Source organism: Deinococcus sp. JMULE3 (genome assembly GCF_013337115.1).
Classification (GTDB): domain Bacteria; phylum Deinococcota; class Deinococci; order Deinococcales; family Deinococcaceae; genus Deinococcus.
The window spans coordinates 3,024,075-3,040,222 of sequence record NZ_SGWE01000004.1 but is presented as its reverse complement, the minus strand read 5'-3'; the positions used below and the strand labels follow the sequence as shown (position 1 = coordinate 3,040,222).

General features: G+C 69.5%; 17 protein-coding genes. 6 read left to right on the top strand and 11 right to left on the bottom strand.

Features of this window, described 5'->3' with window-relative positions; all coding sequences use genetic code 11:
- The first annotated feature begins 59 nt into the window (after positions 1–59).
- Together EXW95_RS17730 and EXW95_RS17725 are read left to right on the top strand one after the other, a co-directional pair.
- Positions 60–365, top strand: coding sequence for a hypothetical protein (locus tag EXW95_RS17730; RefSeq protein WP_174368576.1), 306 nt, complete (start codon positions 60–62; stop codon positions 363–365).
- Positions 366–422: 57 nt separating this feature from the next.
- The gene (locus tag EXW95_RS17725; RefSeq protein WP_174368575.1) at positions 423–1,385 is read left to right on the top strand and encodes a nucleoside hydrolase; all 963 of its coding nucleotides are present in this window, start codon (positions 423–425) and stop codon (positions 1,383–1,385) included.
- Here EXW95_RS17725 and EXW95_RS17720 read toward each other — a convergent pair whose 3' ends face one another.
- Complete coding sequence (locus EXW95_RS17720; RefSeq protein ID WP_174368574.1) at positions 1,386–1,859, bottom strand: AAA family ATPase; 474 nt, start codon at positions 1,857–1,859, stop codon at positions 1,386–1,388.
- The gene (locus EXW95_RS17715; protein ID WP_174369048.1) at positions 1,856–2,275 is read right to left on the bottom strand and encodes a Mov34/MPN/PAD-1 family protein; all 420 of its coding nucleotides are present in this window, start codon (positions 2,273–2,275) and stop codon (positions 1,856–1,858) included. Before EXW95_RS17715 ends, EXW95_RS17720 begins: the two co-directional genes overlap by 4 nt.
- 86 nt (positions 2,276–2,361) lie before the next feature.
- Between EXW95_RS17715 and EXW95_RS17710 the strand changes: the two genes are divergently transcribed.
- The gene (locus EXW95_RS17710; RefSeq protein WP_174368573.1) at positions 2,362–5,856 is read left to right on the top strand and encodes a DNA translocase FtsK; all 3,495 of its coding nucleotides are present in this window, start codon (positions 2,362–2,364) and stop codon (positions 5,854–5,856) included.
- A 216-nt stretch (positions 5,857–6,072) separates the two neighbouring features.
- Positions 6,073–7,695, top strand: a complete 1,623-nt coding sequence (locus tag EXW95_RS17705; RefSeq protein WP_174368572.1) for a fasciclin domain-containing protein — start codon at positions 6,073–6,075, stop codon at positions 7,693–7,695.
- Between the two features lie 163 nt (positions 7,696–7,858).
- Here EXW95_RS17705 and EXW95_RS17700 read toward each other — a convergent pair whose 3' ends face one another.
- On the bottom strand, positions 7,859–8,479 hold the full coding sequence (locus tag EXW95_RS17700) for a sulfite oxidase heme-binding subunit YedZ (RefSeq protein WP_371810188.1): 621 nt from the start codon (positions 8,477–8,479) through the stop codon (positions 7,859–7,861).
- A 23-nt stretch (positions 8,480–8,502) separates the two neighbouring features.
- The gene (msrP, locus tag EXW95_RS17695; RefSeq protein WP_174368571.1) at positions 8,503–9,504 is read right to left on the bottom strand and encodes a protein-methionine-sulfoxide reductase catalytic subunit MsrP; all 1,002 of its coding nucleotides are present in this window, start codon (positions 9,502–9,504) and stop codon (positions 8,503–8,505) included.
- A gap of 217 nt (positions 9,505–9,721) precedes the next feature.
- Between msrP and EXW95_RS17690 the strand changes: the two genes are divergently transcribed.
- Positions 9,722–10,891, top strand: coding sequence for a BMP family ABC transporter substrate-binding protein (locus EXW95_RS17690; protein WP_174368570.1), 1,170 nt, complete (start codon positions 9,722–9,724; stop codon positions 10,889–10,891).
- Positions 10,892–10,965: 74 nt separating this feature from the next.
- Here the strand turns inward: EXW95_RS17690 and EXW95_RS17685 are convergent, their stop codons facing one another.
- Positions 10,966–11,586 (bottom strand): MBL fold metallo-hydrolase, encoded by a 621-nt coding sequence (locus EXW95_RS17685; RefSeq protein ID WP_174368569.1) that lies wholly within the window; start codon positions 11,584–11,586, stop codon positions 10,966–10,968.
- 35 nt (positions 11,587–11,621) lie between these two features.
- Between EXW95_RS17685 and EXW95_RS17680 the strand changes: the two genes are divergently transcribed.
- Positions 11,622–12,185, top strand: coding sequence for a peroxidase-related enzyme (locus EXW95_RS17680; protein WP_174368568.1), 564 nt, complete (start codon positions 11,622–11,624; stop codon positions 12,183–12,185).
- Between the two features lie 6 nt (positions 12,186–12,191).
- Here the strand turns inward: EXW95_RS17680 and EXW95_RS17675 are convergent, their stop codons facing one another.
- The 6 genes from EXW95_RS17675 to EXW95_RS17650 form a co-directional block, all read right to left on the bottom strand.
- The gene (locus EXW95_RS17675; protein ID WP_174368567.1) at positions 12,192–13,037 is read right to left on the bottom strand and encodes a hypothetical protein; all 846 of its coding nucleotides are present in this window, start codon (positions 13,035–13,037) and stop codon (positions 12,192–12,194) included.
- A gap of 82 nt (positions 13,038–13,119) precedes the next feature.
- The gene (locus tag EXW95_RS17670; RefSeq protein WP_174368566.1) at positions 13,120–13,956 is read right to left on the bottom strand and encodes a 3-hydroxyacyl-CoA dehydrogenase family protein; all 837 of its coding nucleotides are present in this window, start codon (positions 13,954–13,956) and stop codon (positions 13,120–13,122) included.
- Positions 13,953–14,252: a hypothetical protein gene (locus EXW95_RS17665; protein ID WP_174368565.1), complete on the bottom strand. Its 300-nt coding sequence runs from the start codon at positions 14,250–14,252 to the stop codon at positions 13,953–13,955. Before EXW95_RS17665 ends, EXW95_RS17670 begins: the two co-directional genes overlap by 4 nt.
- Complete coding sequence (locus tag EXW95_RS17660) at positions 14,252–14,560, bottom strand: YciI family protein (RefSeq protein WP_174368564.1); 309 nt, start codon at positions 14,558–14,560, stop codon at positions 14,252–14,254. The genes EXW95_RS17665 and EXW95_RS17660 overlap by 1 nt, the downstream gene beginning before the upstream one ends.
- Positions 14,561–14,565: 5 nt before the next feature.
- Positions 14,566–15,747, bottom strand: coding sequence for an acetyl-CoA C-acetyltransferase (locus tag EXW95_RS17655; RefSeq protein ID WP_174368563.1), 1,182 nt, complete (start codon positions 15,745–15,747; stop codon positions 14,566–14,568).
- A 33-nt stretch (positions 15,748–15,780) separates the two neighbouring features.
- The gene (locus EXW95_RS17650; RefSeq protein ID WP_174368562.1) at positions 15,781–16,062 is read right to left on the bottom strand and encodes a nucleoside triphosphate pyrophosphohydrolase; all 282 of its coding nucleotides are present in this window, start codon (positions 16,060–16,062) and stop codon (positions 15,781–15,783) included.
- Positions 16,063–16,148 lie beyond the last annotated feature (86 nt).

Here is a 16,148-nt window from a genome sequence, read left to right as displayed (position 1 = left end):
GCCGGGCGACCGGGCGGCCTCCTCTCTTTCATCGCCTCGCGTACACTGGACGTCCACTCATGCAGACCATCGAGAACCAGACCTTCACCAAGAAACGCATCGAACTGGACGGCACCCAGTTCCAGAACTGCACGTTCGTCGAGTGCCTCCTCGTGTACAAGGGCACGGACGGCACCGCCATGAACGGCTGCCAGCTGGACAACACCGGCTTCGCGTTCGAGGGGAACGCCGCGAAGACCATCGAACTGCTCACCGCGATGCACAAGGGCGGCTTCGCGGAACTCGTGGAGGCGACCATCGCCACCATCCGCGGTGAGGAAGTGCCGCAGCCCGGCGCCCAGCAACCCGGCACCGCCCAGGCTTAAGAACCACGTTCAGGGGGGCGGCTTCCCGGGTGGGGGCCGCCCCTTTCTGTGGGCGGTATGCTGCCGCGCGTGACCAAGCACCCGCTGCCCGTGATTCTCGATGGTGACCCTGGCCTGGACGACGCGGTGGCGTGGCTGCTCGCGCTGGGCAGCCCGGAGGACCTGCGGGTGCTGGGCGTGACGACCGTGCACGGCAACGTGTCCCTGGACCGCACGACCCGCAACGCCGGGGTGACGCTGGCCCTGGCGGGCGCGGCGGCGGACGGCGTGGGCGTGTACGTGGGCGCGGATCGCCCGCTCGTGCGCCCGGCACTGACCGCGGCGGCCGTGCACGGCGATTCGGGCCTGCCTGCCGACGGTCTACCGGACCCGGCCCGCGAGCCGGAGGCCGGGCACGCCGTGGATTTCATCATCCGCACGGTGCGCGCCATGCCGGGCGCGGTGACCCTGATCCCCACCGGCCCGCTGACGAACGTGGCGCTGGCGCTGCGGCTGGCGCCGGACCTCGCGCCCTTGATCCGCGAGGTCGTGTGGATGGGCGGCAGCACCGCGCAGGGCAACCGCACGCCGGCCGCAGAGTTCAACGCGCTGGCCGACCCGCATGCCGCGCACGTCGTGTTCGGAAGTGGCGTGCCGCTGCGGATGGTGGGCCTGAACGTGACCATGCATGCGGTCGCGGGGCCGGACCGCATCGCGGCGCTGCGCGCCCTGGGCACCCGCGCGGGAGGGGCCTGCGCCGAGCTGCTCACGTTCTACGCGGACGTGTACCGCCGCCGCTACGGCCTGGACGGTGGGGCGCTGCACGACCCGCTGGCGGTGGCTGCTGCGATCCGCCCGGACCTGCTCGACTGGCAGGCGATGCCCGTCAGCGTGGAGACCACCGAGGGCCTGAACGTGGGCCGCACCGTCTGCGACCTGTACGGCGTGACCGGTCAGCCTGCCAACGCGCTGGTGGCGGTGGGCGTGCGCGACGCCGAATTCTTCGACCTGCTGCTGGAACGGGTGGGCCGCCTGCCCTGATCAGGGCCGGACGACGCGCTGGAGGAGCTCCTCGTCGGGCGTCAGAGGTTGGAAACGCGGGAGGAACAGCTCGAAGGTGGCTGGGGCGACGTAGTGCGCGCCGGGCTGGTCGTTGCGTGTGGCGACCCGCTCCCACGCGCTGGCCGGGTCGAAGGGCAGGACGTGCAGGGTCAGCGGCACGCCCAGGGCGACGGCCTGCGCGCGCAGCTCGTCGCGGCTGGCGCGGGTCCACAGGCCCTCGTCGAGGATGACCGGGACGCCCAGCGTGACCGCCCGCGTCCACTGCGCGTGCATGAGGGTCCGCACGCGCGCCAGCATGGCCGGGTACTCGGCGACGGACGGGTCGGCGCCGTGCAGGGTGGTCATCCACTCGTCGGGCGTGAAGCGCAGCGCGCCCAGCTGCGTTTCCAGCGTGCGGGCCAGCGTGGTCTTGCCCGAGCCGATGAAGCCGTGCAGGGCGTGAATCTCGCTCATTCCGGTCTTTCCGTGACGTGCAGCGTGACCTCCTGCGCTTCGGGCAGCAGGTAGGCGCGCAGCGTGCCGCCCCGCAGGTCGGCGATCAGGTACGGGACGTCGTAGGCAGCCAGCCGGGTGTCGGTGCGGCTGGGCCGGTCCGGGCCGCGCGGGTGGCTGTGGTACAGGCCCACGAGGTCCAGGTTCTCGGCGCGCATGGCTTTCAGGGCGCGCAGCAGGTACGTGGGGTCGGCGAGGTACTCGCGGGTGGGGTCCGGCGCGATGTTCGGCAGGGGATACAGGGTGTGTACGCACCACGTTTCGCCGTGCTGGACGCCGCCCAGTGCGCCCACGACCTCGTGGTGGGGGTGGGTGCGGGCGTGCTGCCAGAGGGCCGCGTGCAGCGCGGCGGGAAGGTGCAGGGGCACGCCGGGCATTCTGGCATGACCCACGCCGGGGGCGTAAGGGGTGAAATGCCGTGCTGGTGCGGAATTGCGCCTGATTTTGGAGTACACTGCGCCGCATGGCGAAGGCGCGTTCGAGGGGTGCAGCTCCGGTCAGCCGGTTCGACGGAGAGGCCCTGGGCCTGGTGCTGTTCGCGCTCGGGATCTTCCTGGGCGTGACGGTGTTCATGGAACCGGCGCAGCCGGGTTCGGAGTCGTTCATGGGGCAGGCGCGGGCGTTGCTGGTGGGCTGGCTGGGCTGGGCGTCGGCGCTGCTGCCGGTGGTGCCGGTGGCGTACGGGACGCTGGTGTTCCTGAACCGGGACGTGGGGAACCTGACGCGGCGGGTGCTGGGTGGCGTGCTGGTGGTGCTGTCGCTGCTGGCGCTGCACGAGGTGGCGCAGCCGGGGCAGGCGGGGCAGCTGGCGGGGCTGGCGATGACGCCGCTGGTGCGCGCCCTGAGTTACGCGGCGGCGCTGTTGCCGCTGCTGACGCTGACGCTGGGGGTCGAGGTGATGCTGCGCCTGTCCCCGCTGTCGCTGCTCAAGGGCTTCTTCCGCTCCATCAGTGTGCTGCTGGGCGGCGGGGCGGCGCAGGTGCAGGGCGTGCTGGAATCCCGCCAGGAGGGCCGTGAGGCCGCGCGTGCCCGCGTGGGCGCCCGCCAGGGGCTGGCGAACCTGCAGCGGGAAGTCGAGGGGTTGCGCCGCCTGTACCCGCAGGCGCCGGAACTGTCCGGCCTGCACGACGAGTTGCGCGCGGCGGGCCGGGACGTGCGCGGCCTGGACGAGGCGGGTCTGAAGAATCTGGACAGGGAGTTGGTGGCGTGGCGCGAGGTGGCGCGCACCTTCGTGGGGAACGCCGCGCGGGACCTGCGGGCCGACGTGAGCGCCGAGGCGCCCGAGGCCGGCGCGCAGGTGGAGGCGGTCGCGAACGAGGTCCGCGCCGGGCGGCACGACCTGAGCGCCGAGCTGCCGAGCACCATGGCGAGCGCCGCGCTGGAGCGGCTGCGGCGGACGCTGGTGCTGGAGGTGCAGCGTCTCGCGCAGCGGGCCGGGCGGCTGGAACGCGACCGCAAGGCTGCTGAGAAGGCGCTGGGGAAACCGGACGCGGGCATGCTGGCGCGCGAGGTGCCCGCACACGCGGCCCGCGCCCGCGAGTGGGCGGAACTCGCCGAGGAGTTCACGGCGTGGCGGGCCCGCGCGGCGGCGTACGTCGGCTGGCCCGAACTGGCCGCCGCGTTCGACCGCGCGCCGACCGAACTGGCCGAATCGCTCGCGGAGGCGCTGGGTGCCGACCCCGACGCGGTGATGGCGGACCCGTCGGGGTGGCGCGCGCAGCTGGCCCGCGCGCAGGAGGACGCCCGCCGCCGCGCCGAGGCGCTGGCCGCGCAGCCCATCCCGGACATGGCGCCCGCGCTGCCCACTCTGGACTTCGATTTCGGCGCGCCGCTGAGTGCGGCTGCAGCGGTGCCCGCACCCGCCCCGGCGCCGCTGTGGTCCCCTCCGGGACGGACGGCGGCAGCAGTCACCGAGGCACCGGCACTCCATGCGACGGTCGCGACGGCTGTCGTGGGCGCGGCGACCATGGGCGCGGCTGCCCCGGCGGTCATGCCCGCACCGACGCCCACGCCCGCTCCGTTCAACCTCTCCCCTGCCCCGGCGACTACCCCGGCTGCCGTGGAGGCGCTGGACTGGGACGCGACGCCGCTGCCCGCACCATCTGGACCCACGACCCCGGCACCCTCTGCCCCGATGCCTGCTGCGCCGTTCCCCCCCGTGCCGCCGACCCTGCCGCCCACCGCGCAGCGCCCCGCGCCCGCGTACACCCCGGAGGTCCGGCCCGACCCGGTCCTGCCGGGCCTGGAGGACGCCCCGGCGGGCGTGGACCCCTTCAGCGGCTGGGATGACGACGACCTGCCGTTCGGCCCGGCCTCCACGGGACCGGCTGCCCCAGCGGCCCAGGTGGCTCCTGCATCCCAAATCACTCCGGCGGTGCAGGCGGCCCCCTGGGAGAGTCCGCAGCCCGAACGGCGCGCCCCGACCCCGCCGCAGACCCAGCCCCCCTCGGCGCCGCTGCCGCTGTTCACGGGCGAGGCGAACGCCCGCCCGGTGCAGGGGGCGATTCCGCTGGCCCGTCCGGACGAGGCGCTGCTGGACCCGATTCCCGGCGCGGCGCTGAACACCGAGGCGCTGGACATCTCGGCGCGGCAGCGGGCGGGCCTGATCGACGAGACGCTGCGGCACTTCAACCTGCAGGCACGCGTGGTGGACTACGCGCGCGGCCCGACCGTGACCCGTTACGAGATCGAACCGGCGCCGGGTGAGAAGATCAGCCGCATCGCGGGGCTCGCGAACGATCTGGCGCGGGCGCTGGCGGTGGGCGGCGTGCGGATCGAGGCGCCGGTGCCGGGCAAGAGCGTGATCGGCCTGGAGGTCCCGAACGCGGAGCGTGAACCGATCACGTTCCATCAGGCGGCGGCCGCGCCGAGCTTCAAGGGGTCGCGGGCGAAACTGCCGATCATCCTCGGCAAGAGTATCGACGGCGAGATGATGGTCGGGGACCTCGCGAAGATGCCGCACCTGCTGGTGGCGGGCAGCACGGGCAGTGGGAAATCCGTGTGCGTGAACACGTTGATCACCAGCCTGCTGTTCAAGTACCTGCCGACCGAACTGCGCTTCCTGATGATCGACCCGAAGATGGTGGAACTCACGCCGTACGACGGCATTCCGCATCTGGTGCGGGCGGTCGTGACGAACCCGGTGGACGCGGCGGGCGTGCTGCTGGGCGCGGTGGCGCACATGGAGCGGCGCTACAAGATGATGTCGCAGGTGGGCGCGAAGAACCTCGAGCAGTTCAACGCGAAGATGCGTCAGGTCGGCGAGACGGAACTCCCGCATCTGGTGATCATCATCGACGAGCTGGCGGACCTGATGATCACCAGCCCCAAAGAGGTCGAGTCGGCGATCATGCGGCTGGCGCAGATGGCCCGCGCGACCGGGATGCACCTGGTGCTGGCGACGCAGCGGCCCAGCGTGGACATCCTGACCAGCCTGATCAAGGTGAACGTGCCCGCGCGAATTGCGTTCGCGGTGAGCAGCAGTCACGACAGCCGCACGATCCTCGACGCGCTGGGCGCCGAGCGCCTGACCGGCATGGGTGACATGCTGTTCTACCAGCCGGGCCTCGTGAAACCGATCCGCCTGCAGGGGCCGTACATCAGCGAGGTGGAGTCCGCGCGGATCGCCGACGAGCTGCGCCGTCAGGTGTTCGAGGACGCGTTCGTGGAGGCCTACGGCACGGACTTCGAGGGGGGCGTGGAGGCCAGCGGGCCCAGCGGCGACAAGTCGAACATGGACTTTTCAGATCCGCTGCTGCGGCAGGCGGCGCAGATCGCCATCGAGGAGGGTCAGGGCAGCGTGTCGCGCCTGCAACGCCGCCTGTCGGTGGGCCACGCGCGGGCCGGGAAGCTGATGGACATGCTGGAAGCCATGGGGATCGTCAGCAAGCATCAGGGCAGCAAGCCGCGCGAGGTGCTGATCACCGAGGCGGACCTGCCGGAGTACTTCGGTCGCTGATCACGCGCCGCATGGCACAAGGCTGGCAGATGGCAGGCAGATCATAAACAAAAGATAAATGTTCTGAATTGAGCATGAGAAAGCCCCTAATGTATGGGGCTTCTTCATTTATTTGACCTGCAAGATTGCTTCCAAAAGTTGCTTTTCGTGGCCCCGTGGTGAAGATTGATTGACGGAAACCCGCAGTTCAATATCCATAGTTCCCGAGGTGATCTCATGAAAAAGCACACTGGTCTGCTCACCCTGAGCCTGATGCTCGCCACTCCCGCACTCGCCGGTGGGGCCGGCGCCCCCGCTGCCCCCCGCCCCGCCGCGGCCTGCAAGAGCATCGCGCAGATCGTCACCACGGACCCCAACTTCAGCACGCTGGCCACCGCCGTCGAGGCCGCCGGGCTGACCCAGACGCTCATGAGCGGTCAGTACACCGTCTTCGCCCCTACCAACGCCGCCTTCGCGAAGATGCCCAGCGACGCGCTGGCCGCCGCGCTGAACGACCCCACCCTGCTGCGCGCGATCCTGCTGTACCACGTCGTCCCCGGCAAGGTCACCGCCAAACAGGTCATGAACATGACCTCCGCGAAGACCGCGCAGGGCGGCAGCGTCCTGATCAGCACCATGAACGGCAAGGTCATGATCGACAACGCCACCGTCACCAAGGCCGACGTGATGGCCTGTAACGGCATCGTGCATGTCGTGGACACCGTCCTGATGCCCGCCATGGCCGTGGCCGCCGCCGACCAGATGGCAGGCACGACCGACAGTGGCGCCATGGACACCACCGTCACGGATACCACCGTCACGGTCACCACCCCGGCCGCGCCCGCCACCGACGTGACCGTCATCCCGGTCACGCCAGTCGGCACGACGACCACGACCACCACCACGACCACGACGGAAACCACCACTGAGACCACGGCCGTCATGGGCAGCAGCACCGTGTACGACATGGTGATCAGCGACGAGCGCTTCAGCACGCTGCGCGACCTGCTCAGCGACGCCGAACTGACCGACCTGCTCATCAACAACGAGTACACCGTCTTCGCCCCCACCAACGACGCCTTCGCCGCCGTGGACGCCGACACCCTGGCCCTGATCGCCAGCGACCCCGACACCCTGAAAGCCGTCCTGACTTACCACGTCCTCCCCGGCAAGATCACGCCCGATCAGGTCGGCGCCGCCACGCAGCTCAGCAGCGCCCAGGGCGCCAGCCTGAACTTCCGCATGGACGGCAGCACCCAGATGGTCAACGACGCCATGGTGGACGGCATGCCCATCGAGGCCAGCAACGGCTACATCTACGCGATCAACCAGGTGCTCCTGCCGCCCGATCTGGTCCTGCCGACCCCGGTCGCCGAGGCCACCGTCACGACGACCACCACGACCGTCACCATGACCCTCCCCATGGCGCAGTCCGGCGCGAACATCACCGAGGTCCTGTCCCAGCCGCAGTACAGCACCCTGCTGAGCCTCGTGCAGCGCGCCGGTCTGGTCGACGCTCTCATGGCGGGCGACGTGACGATCTTCGCGCCCACCAACGACGCCTTCGCGAAGGTTCCCCAGGCGACGCTGGACATGCTGATGGCCGACATGGACAAACTCAAGCAGGTCCTGCTGTTCCACGTCGTCACGGGCCGCGTGGTGGACGACGGCCTGAACGTCGCGCAGCTCCGCTCCATGGAAGGCAGCAGCATTGACCTGATGATGAACGGCGACATGTACATGGTCGGCGTGCGCAGCGGCGACATGATCAACGGCGGGATGTTCAACAGCCGCGCCGACGCGGGCGGCAGCGTCATCTACCCCATCGACAGCGTCATGCTCCCCCCCACCCTGAAGTAACCAACCGGGGAAACGAGGAGCTGACTGGGACGTGAATCCCAGTCAGCTCTTTCGTTGTGCCTGCCTCAGGGAGGTCACCCCCACCGGACCAGCGCGCGGGACTGCCTGAATGAACGGTGGGCGGTCACCGGAGAACCACCCACCGTCAACTGGCCGGTTCGGGTCACGGACGGGCGGCGCGCCCCTGTCGGCCCGACCTGGGACGGCGGAGTAGGCGCACGGCGAACAGCGCGGCGATCACGGCGGCGTAGATCAGCGGCTGGGTGTGGTCCTTCTTCACACCCCAGTAGTAGTGCAGGGCGCCCAGGCTGACGGCCACATACGCGAGCTGATGCAGGCGGGTCCAGCGCTGGAAGCCCAGGCGTTTCACGGCGCGGGGCGTGCTGGTCAGTGCCAGGGGCACGAGCAGCAGCAACGCGGTGAACCCGGCGGTGATGAACGGGCGTTTCAGGACGTCCTCGGCCATCAGGGTCAGGTCGAAGGAATGGTCCAGCAGGTAGATCAGGAAGTGCAGGACGGCGTACCCGAAGGCGAGCAGGCCCAGCGCCTTGCGGATGCGGGCGGGCCACGTCCAGCCGGTCAGCAGGCGCAGCGGCGTGCAGGCCAGCGACAGCACGAGCAGCGCCAGCGTGAGCAGTCCGGTCTGCAGGGTGGCGCGCTGGATGGGGTTCGCGCCCAGCTGCCCGCTCAGGGCGTCGGCGATCAGGACGGCGGCCGGGATCAGGCCGCCTACCGTGACCGCCGGGACCAGCCAGCCCAGTGACGGGCGGCGGCGGGGCGCAATCGGTCGGGGCCGGGCGGGGGTCTTCAGAAGAACCGCCGCAGGTCCATGCCCTTGTACAGGCCCGCGACCTGCTCGGCGTACCCGTTGAACGGCAGGGTCTTGCGGCGGCCCAGTTCACCGATGCGCCGTTCGGTCGCCTGACTCCAGCGGGGGTGCGGCACGGCCGGGTTCACGTTCGCGTAGAAGCCGTACTCCTGCGGGGCGGCCAGCGCCCAGGTGGTCTGGGGTTGCTTCTCGGTCAGGGTGATCCGCACGACGCTCTTGATGCTCTTGAAGCCGTACTTCCACGGCACGGCCAGTCGCAACGGCGCGCCGTTCTGACCGGGCAGCACCCGCCCGTCCAGGCCGACCGCCATGAACGCCAGGGGGTGCAGCGCCTCGTCCAGGCGCAGGCCCTCCACGTACGGCCATTTCAGGACCGGCTGGCGCTGACCGGGGAACTGCTTGGGGTCCAGCAGCGCGGTGAACTGCACGTACTTCGCCTTGCCCGTGGGTTCCATGCGGCGGATCAGCGCGGCGAGCGGGAAGCCCAGCCAGGGCATGACCATGCTCCAGCCCTCCACGCAGCGCATGCGGTACACGCGGTCCTCCAGCGGGAACCAGCCCTGCAGCGTGTCGATATCCACCGTCATGGGCTTGCGGACCTCGCCGTCGATCCGGACGGTCCAGGGGCGGGTCTTGAGGCTGGCGGCCAGGCGGGCGGGGTCGCTCTTGTCCAGCCCGAACTCGTAGAAGTTGTTGTACGAGGTGGCCTGCGCGTAGGGCGTGACGGCCTCGCTGGTGTCGTACGGCCCGAGTGGCCGGGTGGGGCGGGTGAAGGCCGCGCCCTGCGCTTCGGCGCTGCCAGGTCCGCCCGGGCGGCGGGTGAGGAGTTCCAGGCCGCCGCCCAGCGCGCCCGCGGTGGCGGTGAACAGGGCGGCGCTGCGCAGGAACTCCCGGCGGGGGTTGGGGGTGCCGGGCGTCAGGATGCGGCGCTCGCCGGAGTCCGGGTCGGCGTGGTCGGGCGGGGTGGGGTGATCGCTCATGGGTGGACCTCCTGAACAGATGTACGCAGCCTGAGCGGTTTCGGTTCAGTGCACTGTCACGCGGCGCACGGTAGCCTCGGTCAGCGCGACAAAATGCACATCCGGGCCAGTCCTCTCCGGGGCGGGCCGGGGCATCTGGTCATCCTGTCCCTATCCTTTGCGACAGAATGAAGGCACAATGAAGTCAGGCTTCACCCCCCTTCCCTGGAGGTTCACCATGAAGAAAGCACTCCTCGCTGTCCTGCCCCTGTCCCTGGCACTCCTGAGCACCGCCGCCAGCCCCGCCGCGCAGGCCCAGCAGACCGGCAAACTCAAGGCCTGCTTCATCTACGTCGGCCCGGTCGGCGACATCGGCTGGAGCTACGCCCACGACGAGGCCCGCAAGAAGACCGAGAAGGCCCTCCCCTGGCTGGAAACGAAGTACGTGGAAAGCGTGCCCGAGGGACAGGCGACGCCCGTCATCGACCGGCTGGTCAAGGACAACTGCAAGGTGATCTTCACCACCAGCTTCGGCTTCATGGACCAGACGCTGGACGCCGCCAAGAAGTACCCGAACGTGATCTTCGCGCACGCCAGCGGCTTCAAACGCGCCCCGAACATGGCGACGTACATGGCGGACTTCTACCAGATCTACTACCTGAACGGCATGATGGCCGCCGCCGTCAGCAAGACCGACAAGCTCGGGTACGTCGCCGCGTTCCCCGTCCCGGAACTCAAGCGGCACATCAGCGCCTTCGCCATGGGCGCCCGCGCCGTGAACCCCAAGGCGACCGTCAGTGTCAAGTGGATCAACGCATGGTTCGACCCCAACAAGGCCCGTGAAGCCGCCGAAGCCCTGATCAGCGAGGGCGCAGGCGCCCTGGCCTTCACGGAGGACACCGCGACCGTCGTGCAGACCGCCGCCGCGCGCAAGATCCCCTCCTTCGCGCACTACTCCCCCATGTACAAGTTCGCGCCCGACTACGTCGTCAGCGGCCAGCTGGTCCACTGGGAGAAGATCTACATCGACTTCCTGACCAAGGTCCGCACCGGCACCTACACCACCAAGAACCTCCAGAAAGTCGACTACTGGAACCTGCTGCGCGGCGGCAGCGTCGAACTGGGCGCGCAGGACGGCATGGCCATCAACCCCAAATGGATCCCCGCGCTGAAAGCCAGGACCATCACCGTCGCCGGCAAGAAGACCACCGTGTACGACCGCGTCATGGCCCTCAAGGCCGACATGGAGAAGGGCGGCAAGTTCGACCCCTTCACCGGCCCCCTCAAGGACCGCAACGGCATCCTGCGCGTCCCCGCCGGGAAGGTCGCCAGCATCGCCGACCTGAACAACATGGCCTGGGTCGCCCAGGGCGTCACCGGCCAGGTCGCCGACGAACCCAAGAAGTAAAACCGTAGCGGGTTAAAAGTTGATGGTTGATGGAGGGGGCGTGGTCCCTTCCGTCAACCATCAACTGTTCACCGTCAACCGTCCCGCTCAGCGCGGGCGCGCAGCTGCCCCGGCGTGAGGCGGCCCCCGTGTCCGGGCCAGACCTCGCGCAGGTCGAGGTCCAGCAGGCCCTTCAAGGTCCTCAGTGCCTGCGCGTGGTCGTGGTTGTACGCCGCGCGGGGCAGGTGCGCGCCGTCCGCGCCGCCCACGACGGCATCCCCGGCGATCAGCACCCCCTCCCGCAGCAGCCCGATCTGCCCCGGCGTGTGCCCTGGCAGGTGCACGACCCGCCAGCCCATCACATCCTGCCCCGGCAGCGCGGCCTGCACGGACCGCAGCTTCGGGTGAGCGCGGGAGATCACGCGGCCCAGGCCCGGAAAGCCCGCCGGGTACGGCAGGTCGTGCGCCTGCCCCAGCAGCGCCGGGTGCTCCAGCGGGTGCGCCAGCACGGGCACGCCCGCCCGCGCGGCCAGGAACGCGTTCCCGGCGTGGTCCACGTGCGCGTGCGTCAGCAGCAGCGCGTCCGGCCGGAACGCCCGAAGCAGCTGAGCGAACCGCGGCGCGTGGGACAGGGCGCCGCTGTCCACCAGCAACCGCCCCGCCGGGGTGCTCAGCAGGAACACGTTCGCGTACAGAGGCCGGACTTCCACATTCACGCGCCCGATGATGCCACGCGGCGTACGCTGCCCCCATGAACCGAATCTCCTGGCTGGCCGTCCCCGACGACACGACCGCGCCCGAAGGCGTGCAGAAACTCCACGCGAAAGCCAGAGCGAACCTCGGGTTCGTGCCCAACGTGTTCCGCGCGCAGGCCCTGAACCCGGGCACGTTCCTGGCGTGGTGGAACGACTTCAACACCCTGGTCAACCGCGAGGGGCACCTGTGCAGCGCCGACCGGGAACTGCTGGCCGTGGTCGTCAGCGGCCTGAACCGCTGCGTGTACTGCGCCGTCTCCCACGGCGCGGCCCTGCGCGAATACAGCGGCGACCCACAGCTGGCCGACACGGTCGCCGTGAACTGGCGCCACGCTACCCTCAGTGCCCAGCAGGCAGCGCTGTGCGCCTACGCGGAGAAACTCACCCTGACGCCCGCCCACATGACCGAAGAGGACCTGCACGCCCTCCGCGAGGCGGGCCTGAACGACCACGCCATCCTGGAAGCCACGCAGGTCATCGGGATGTTCAACATGACCAACCGCGTCAGCAGCGCCCTGGGCTTCACCCCCAACGAGGAATACCACCACAGGGGCCGCTGACCGGGATCAGCCGCGCGTGTACCCGGTGGCGCTCCAGCCGCAGCCGGACCGGACCAGACGGACCGTACCGGGATAGGTGTCCGTGCTGCGCTGCCCCGTCGAACGGTTCGTGAGGCTGATCGTGACCGTCCCGGACGCCGTGGCGGTATTGCCGTTGATGCTGACCCCAGTCACGTTCACCTGATACGAGAAGTTACTGAACCCGGCCGAGTACGAACTGGCCGCGGCGGACAGCGCCTCGTTCGCGGCCGACACGGTCGCGGAGCGCACGGCAGCCTCGTCCTGTTCCGGCGTGACGTTACAGACCTGCGGCGCGCCGCTCTGACCGCCGGTGCCCTCGCTGGACTCCCCGCCCGTGGCCGCGCCGGTCATGCTGCTCAGGTCACCGACGTTCACGCGGTACGTGACGCCCAGCGCGAACCTGGGGCCGGGCACGTTGACCAGCGGCGTACTGACCCGCTGGTACCCGGCCTCGATGAAGCCCTCGACCGGCACGAGGTCCAGACCGACGCGCGCCCCGACCCCCGCGAACAGCACGCTGCTGCTTCCCTGGAATCCGCCGCCGCCCAGCACGTACCCACTGACCAGTCCGGCGTCGAACACGTCGAAGGTCACGCCACCCCCGAACGCGGCCTTGCCGCTCTGACCCTCGACGTTGCTCGTACAGTACGCGCCCTCGATGAAGCCCCCGAATCGGCCCTCCTGCAGCCCCACGCGGGCTCCGGCGATCCCGCAGGACAGCCCGAGGCTGCTGGTGGCGCTCAGGCGCAGGTCGGCCGCCTGGGCGGGCGTGGCGAGGGCCGTCAGGGCAGCGGCGGCGGTCAGGGCGGTCAGCCAGCGGGTTTTCAGCATACTGCGTTGTAACACGAAAGCGGGGCGCCACCACACAGACACCCCACTTCCCTCAAACTGACTTCAGGGTCAGCACATCAGTTCAGTACGTGTAGAAACCCTGACCGCTCTTGCGGCCCAGCAGACCCGCCTGCACCATCTTGCGCAGCAGCGGGCTGGGACGGTACTTGTCGTCCCCCAGCCCCCTGTGCAGGACTTCCATGATGGCGAGGCAGGTGTCCAGCCCGATGAAGTCCGCCAGGGTCAGCGGGCCCATGGGGTGGTTCATGCCGAGCTTCATGATCCCGTCGATGGCTTCGGGTTCCGCGACGCCTTCCATGACGCACTGGATGGCCTCATTCAGCATGGGCATCAGGATGCGGTTGCTGACGAAGCCGGGGAAGTCGTTGCAGGCCAGCGGGGTCTTCCCCATCCGCTCGGCGGTCTGCGTGACGAACTGCGCCGTCTCGTCGCTGGTGCTGTAGCCCCGGATGACCTCCACGAGCTGCATCAGCGGCACGGGGTTCATGAAGTGCATCCCGATGAACTTCTCCGGTCGGCCCGACGCGCTCGCCAGCGCCGTGATCGGAATGCTGCTCGTGTTGCTCGCCAGGATGCCGTCCGGCTTCACGATCTGCCCCAGCTGCCGGAACAGGTCACCCTTCACCCCCTCGTTCTCCACGATGGCCTCCACGACCAGATCGCAGTCCGCGAACGCGGTCAGGTCCGTCGTGAACTCCATGCGGCCCAGGATCACGTCCGGCGTGTCCGTCAGGCGGCCCTTCTCATGCAGTTTGGCCAGTGATTTCTCGATCACGGCGCGGCCCCGGTCCAGGAACTCCTGCTTCACGTCCTGCACGACCACGGTAAATCCGCTCTGCGCGGCGACCTGCGCGATGCCACCGCCCATCTGTCCAGCTCCGATCACTCCGAATTTCATAGATTTACTCCCTGCGTCAGGATGAATTCCCTGACGCGTGTCAGATGCTCCAGTAGTTCTGGCGCGGCTCCATGCGTCTCGGCCTTCCCCAGAAGACGCGCCACCCCAGCAGCAACGGCCACAAGCTGCTCGGAGGTCAACGTGTCGAGTTCCAGCAGATAGGACAACTGCGCCTCTTCCAGAATGAACTTGAGGGCAGCGTCCTCGCCGTGTGCCACCACCTCGTCGCGGAGACTCTCGAAAACGATGTTGGCGATGGAGATGTCATCACTCTCCGTCGAAATAAAAACTGCCACTACTCGACGAGCGGGACACCCTCGATCTGCACGGCCCGGCCGCGTTTGACGGGGTTGAAGGCGGTGTACTTGTAGCGGGAGCAGCCCGCCTGGACGAAGGGGTCGTGGTCGAACAGGTCCACGAGCTCCTGCAGGGTGTCGGCCTGCGCGACGATCACGCCGCCGGTGTTGTCGACCTTGCGGCCGCTGGTGAGGAACACGCCGCTGCGGTAGTGCTGGTCGAGCCATTCGCGGTGGGCGGGGGTGACCTTGGCGATCTCGTCGGTGGGTTTGAGGTAGGTGCTCTCGATGATCCACAGGGTCGTCATGGTGCTCAGCCTACCCTCCGGACGGCCAGGGCGAGGCCATTGCCGCCGCCCATGCACAGGGTGGCGATGCCCGTTTCCTTGTTCTGCTGCTTCAGGGCGTGCAGGAGGGTCACGAGGATGCGCGCGCCGCTGGCGCCAATGGGATGGCCGAGGGCGACGGCGCCGCCGTTCACGTTGACGCGGGCGGGGTCGAGGCCGAGTTCGCGGGCGACGGCGAGGCTCTGGACGCTGAACGCCTCGTTGAGTTCCCACAGGTCCACGTCGCCCGCCTGCCAGCCGAGTTTGGTCAGGAGTTTCTGCGTGGCGGGGACGGGCGTCATCATGACCCACTCGGGGGCGAGGCCGCCGGTGGCGTAGTCGACGATCTCGGCCAGGGGGGTCAGGCCGTGCGCCTGGGCGAAGTCGGCGCTGACGACCATCAGGCTGGCGGCGCCGTCGTTCAGGCCGGGGGCGTTCCCGGCGGTGACGCTGCCATCCTTCTTGAAGGCGGGTTTGAGGCGGCCCAGGGTTTCCTCGCTGGTGTCGGCGCGGGGGCCCTCGTCGGTGTCGACGACGGTGTCGCCCTTGCGGCCCCTGACGGTGACAGGCACGATCTCATCGGCAAAGCGGCCTTCCTGCTGCGCGGCGATGGCGCGGCGGTGGCTCTGCGTGGCGTAGGCGTCCTGTTCCTCGCGGGTGATGGCGTACTTCTCGGCGACGCGTTCACCGGTCAGGCCCATGCCCTCGTCATTGATGGAACACCACAGGCCGTCGTGGGTGTTCGCGTCGAGGACCTGCGCGTGGCCCAGGCGGTAGCCCTTGCGTGCGCCGGGAAGCAGGTGCGGGGCGTTGCTCATGCTTTCCATGCCCCCGGCGAGGACGGCGTGCTGGTCCCCGGCGCGGATGCTCTGCGCGGCGAGGATCACGGCTTTCAGGCCACTGCCGCACACCTTGTTGATGGTCAGCGCCCCGACATCGTTGGTCAGTCCGGCTTTCAGGGCGGCCTGCCGGGCGGGGTTCTGCCCGCTGCCCGCCTGCACGACCTGCCCCATGACGACTTCCTCGATGAGTGCTGCGTCCAGGCCGCTGCGGCGCAGGGTTTCGCGGAGGGTGGTGGCGCCCAGGTCGACGGCGCTGACGCTCTCGAGGCTGCCGAGGAACTTCCCGGTGGGCGTGCGGCTGGCCGCGACGATCACTGCTCTTTGCATGCGCGCAGCATAGCGCGCCCTGCCTAACGGGCGTTAGGTTGGCGTCCACCACACCCGGCCCGCGAACCCACCGCGCGCGTCCGCCTTCGCGCGGCGCAGCGCCTCCAGGTCCTCGGGGGTCAGGTCGTGCAGGGCCGCCAGAGCGCGCAGCACCTCCAGCACGTCGGCCAGTTCCCCGGGTTCGCCGGACTCCAGGTACTCCGCGACCTCCTCCTCCAGCTTGGCGCGCAGCGCGGCGCGGTACTCCTCCCCATTCAGCAGGTGGGTCTGGCCACCGAACAGTTCCGGGATGCGGTCACGCACGAGTTTGCCCATGCCGGGCAGCGTAGCAGTCGGCGCTCGCGGCCGCCACGCACGGCCCCTCACGCACGGCACAGGCGCCCTCTGGCGTGCGTGGTAGC